Annotated in this window: 3 protein-coding genes; all 3 read left to right on the top strand. The window is 62.2% G+C overall.

Going from position 1 to position 3777, the window contains the following annotated elements; genetic code table 11:
* Positions 1-360 precede the first annotated feature (360 nt).
* From GIW04_RS28920 to GIW04_RS28910, 3 genes are read left to right on the top strand one after another with little or no spacing between them, the layout of a single operon-like run.
* On the top strand, positions 361-1068 hold the full coding sequence (locus GIW04_RS28920; protein WP_057710348.1) for an ABC transporter ATP-binding protein: 708 nt from the start codon (positions 361-363) through the stop codon (positions 1066-1068).
* Positions 1065-2264: an ABC transporter permease gene (locus tag GIW04_RS28915; protein WP_120248991.1), complete on the top strand. Its 1200-nt coding sequence runs from the start codon at positions 1065-1067 to the stop codon at positions 2262-2264. The genes GIW04_RS28920 and GIW04_RS28915 overlap by 4 nt, the downstream gene beginning before the upstream one ends.
* On the top strand, positions 2257-3735 hold the full coding sequence (locus GIW04_RS28910; protein ID WP_057710346.1) for a TolC family protein: 1479 nt from the start codon (positions 2257-2259) through the stop codon (positions 3733-3735). The genes GIW04_RS28915 and GIW04_RS28910 overlap by 8 nt, the downstream gene beginning before the upstream one ends.
* Positions 3736-3777 lie beyond the last annotated feature (42 nt).

Raw genomic sequence — 3777 nt, 5'->3', positions numbered from 1 at the left:
ACCATATGGGTTCCACGGCGGAAATATTGTTTTAAAAAATAATTTGATTTTTTATACCGGGGCGGCCCGTCGAAAGCAAGTAGTGACACTCCGCCATATGTTGTAAAGCCCGTGTTACCGGGCTTTTGAGGCTAGCCAAGGAATTTTTCCCGGCCCCTCACACCCAACGAGAAAATCGTTTCAACCGGTAAAACCGCTCTACCTCCGTGGCTGGCGAAGCGTCAGGAAGGCAGTTACTATTCAAACAATATTTTAAAAACAAGAAATAAAACCAGTCCGTGACGCGTACAGGCAGCTTCCGAACTTGTTACAAAGGGTTTCCGGGGGCAAGGCGGTACCGTCGAGACTGCAGGCGTAGTCATGATGACACAGACCCCCGCGCACCCAGGTTTGATTTCCCTGCAAGGCATCGGCAAGCGCTATCAGCTCGCCGGGCAAGAATTGAGCATTCTCAATGATGTGTGCCTGTGCATCGCCAGCGGTGACAGCTGCGGCATTCTCGGTGCTTCCGGTTCCGGCAAAAGCACCCTGCTCAACATCCTCGGCCTGCTCGACCTGCCCAACTGTGGCCAGTACCACTTTGCCGGCCATGATATTTTCAACGCCACCCCCGATGAGCTGGCGGCGATCCGCAACCAGCAGATCGGCTTCGTGTTCCAGAGTTTCAACCTGCTGCCCCGCCTCAGCGCCCTGGACAACGTCGCGCTGCCCTTGAGTTATCGCGGCGTGTCGCGGCATGAATCGGTGGAACACGCCCAACGCATGCTCGAACAGGTCGGCCTCGGTGACCGCGCCCACCATCGGCCCGCCGACCTCTCCGGCGGTCAGCGCCAGCGCGTGGCCATTGCTCGCGCCCTGGTCGGCAACCCCTCGGTGATTTTGGCCGACGAACCCACCGGTAACCTCGACAGCACCACCGCCCAGGAGATCATGGACTTGCTGTTGAACCTCAACCGTGAACAACAGGTGACGCTGATCATCGTTACCCACGACCCCCACATTGCCGAGCGCCTGGAGCGCAAGATTCTGGTGCGCAACGGCGTGGTGCATGAGGCCGGGCGCCCATGAGCCTGCGGGTCGAGCAGAGCCTCAGCCAGTTGCTGCACGAAGCCTTTATCAGCCTGCGTACCCTGGGCAAGCGTTCGATCCTGGCGCTCCTGGGGATCGTCATCGGCAGCTCCTCCGTGGTGGCGTTGATCAATATCGGCCACAACGCGGCAGTGGATGCGGCGATGATTTTCAAGGACATGGGTACCGATACCCTCATCGCCCAGTTCCCACCCAAGGGCAGCAGCAACGTGCCGATGCGCACCCAGCTCGACCTCGACGCGGTGCGCCAGGCAGTGCCGGGCATTGCCCATCTCGGCGCGCTCAGCCTGTTCAGCGGGCCCATCGTGTTTCATGGGCGTACCACTAATGCCAACTTTGTCGGCAGCACTGCGGGTATCCAGCACGCCATGCGCCTGGCGTTGCGTAAGGGGCGTTTCCTGTCCCCCTTCGATGCCAACGAAACCTACGGGGTGATCGGCCACCAGCTCGCCCAGGCCCTCAGCGCGCCGGGCGACCCGCTGCAACTGGGCGACCGTGTGCGTATCAACGATTACCTGTTTCTGGTGGTGGGCATCCTGCACAACCAGCCCCGGGCCATGCTGATGCCGGTGCAAGCCAACGAATCGTTGTTTATTCCCGCCGAGGGCATGCGCCGCATCTACGCCAACCCGCAGATCAACAACCTGATCATCCGCGCAGCGCCGGGACAGGACATGGAACGTATCGCCAGGGATGCCGCTGCCGCGCTGCAACCCCAGCTCACCGACCATAGCGTCGACATCACGGTGCCCCAGCAAATGATCGATGGCATGACCCGCCAAAGCCGCACCTTCGCCTACCTGCTGCTGGCCCTCGGCGCAATCTCCCTGGTGGGCGGCGGTGTCGGGGTCATGAACGTGATGCTGATGAACGTCTCGGAACGCCGCCGCGAGATTGGCATTCGCATGGCCCTGGGCGCGCGCCAGCGAGACATCCGCAACCTGTTTTTGCTCGAAGCGGTCACCCTCACCGCCGTGGGCGCGCTGTGCGGCGCGGTACTGGGCATGACCGCTGCCTGGCTGTATGCGTGGCTGTCGGGCTGGGCCTTTGCATTAGCGGTGGCCGCCCTGCCCTTGGGCGTGGGCAGTACATTACTGGTGGGCTTGTTCTTCGGCATCTACCCGGCGGTATCGGCCTCACGCTTGCAGCCGGTCGAGGCCCTGCGCGATGAATAAGTATCTGCTACTGCTGATGCTGACCAGCCTGCCGGGCATGGCCGCCGACGTGGTGATCAACCCTCAGGCACCCAGCACCACCCGCAGCGGCTACGAGCGTAGCGTCTCGCTGAATGCCCAGGCCACCACCATGACCCTGGGCGACGCGGTGTACCTGGGCCTGCGCAATAACCCGGCGATCCGCAGCGCCTACCTGCAACGGGTGGCGCAGAAGTTCGACCTGCGCGTGGCAGAAGACGTGTTCAACCCCAAGCTCACCCTCAACAGCTATTACCGCAGCACACGCGGCTCCCAGGACAACGCGCGCAACGCCAGCCTGGCGCCGAGCAGCAGCCTGCTGGGTGAATACGGCACACGCTTGAGCATGGCCTGGACCCAGCAGTTGAACAACGCCAACCGCGCCGGCCGCTACCGCAGCGACGGCCTGGACCTGGCGATCATCCAACCGCTGATGCGCGGCGCCGGCTGGGATGCCACCACCGCACCGTTGCGCCTGTCGCGCCTGGCCGAGCAGGCCAACCGCCTGAACCTCAAGGCCACCGTGGCGCAGACCATCAGCCAGATCATCGCCACCTACCGCGAGTTGCTGCGTGCCCAGGAACAGTTGGTGATCGTGCAGGAAGCCCTCAAGCGCTCCACGACCTTGCTGGAGGTGAACAAGGCGCTGATCAGCGCCGGGCGCATGGCCGAGTTCGAGATCGTGCAGACCGAAGCCGACATCGCCACCCAGCAATTGGGCGTGGAAGAAGCCCGCAACCAACTCGACACCAGCCGCCTGGCGTTACTGCGCCTGCTGGCCCTGGACCTGTCGACACCGGTGCGTGCCACCGAGGCCCTGGAAGCCAGCCCCATGGAGATAGACAAGCGCCAGGCCTTCAACCTCGCGCAAAACCAGCAACCGGAATACCTCGCCGCCCTGCTCGGCAGCCAGCAGGCCGACCTTAACCTGGTGATCGCCAAGGATTCCGGGCGCTGGCAAGTGGACCTGGTCGCAGGCGCCAACCAGATACGCGCCGCCACCGATAACGACGACGGCCATAACAATAACCGCACCTGGGACAGTTACGCCGGGGTGCAAGTGCAGATCCCTATTGGCGATATCAGCACGCGCCAGGCCGAAGTGCGTGCGCGGGTGAATGTGGAGGATCAGGAAATCCGCATCACCGACGCTCGCCAGGAACTGGAGCGCAACGTCAACAATGTGGTGCGTGACCTCGGCACCCGCTGGCGCCAATATGAAATCTCCAAGCGCGCCGTGGAGTTGTCGCGGCGCAAGATCGAGATCGAGCGGGAAAAACTCAGTGCCGGACGCTCCACCAACTTCCAGGTGCTGAGCTTCGAGACCGACCTGCGCAATGCCGAAAATGCCCAGCTCAATGCGCTGATCGCTTATTTGAACGCCCAGACCCAGCTCGATCTGACCCTGGGCATGACGCTGGAAAGTTGGGAAATCGCCCTCAATGACTACTGATAAAAAATCCCTGCTGGCCGTTGCCTTGGCCCTGTTGTTGGC

It is taken from the genome of Pseudomonas sp. PA-4-8C, from assembly GCF_021606625.1.
Taxonomy (GTDB): Bacteria; Pseudomonadota; Gammaproteobacteria; order Pseudomonadales; family Pseudomonadaceae; genus Aquipseudomonas; species Aquipseudomonas lactis.
The sequence above is the reverse complement of the archived record's forward strand: the minus strand, read 5'-3'. Positions and strand labels throughout refer to the sequence as shown.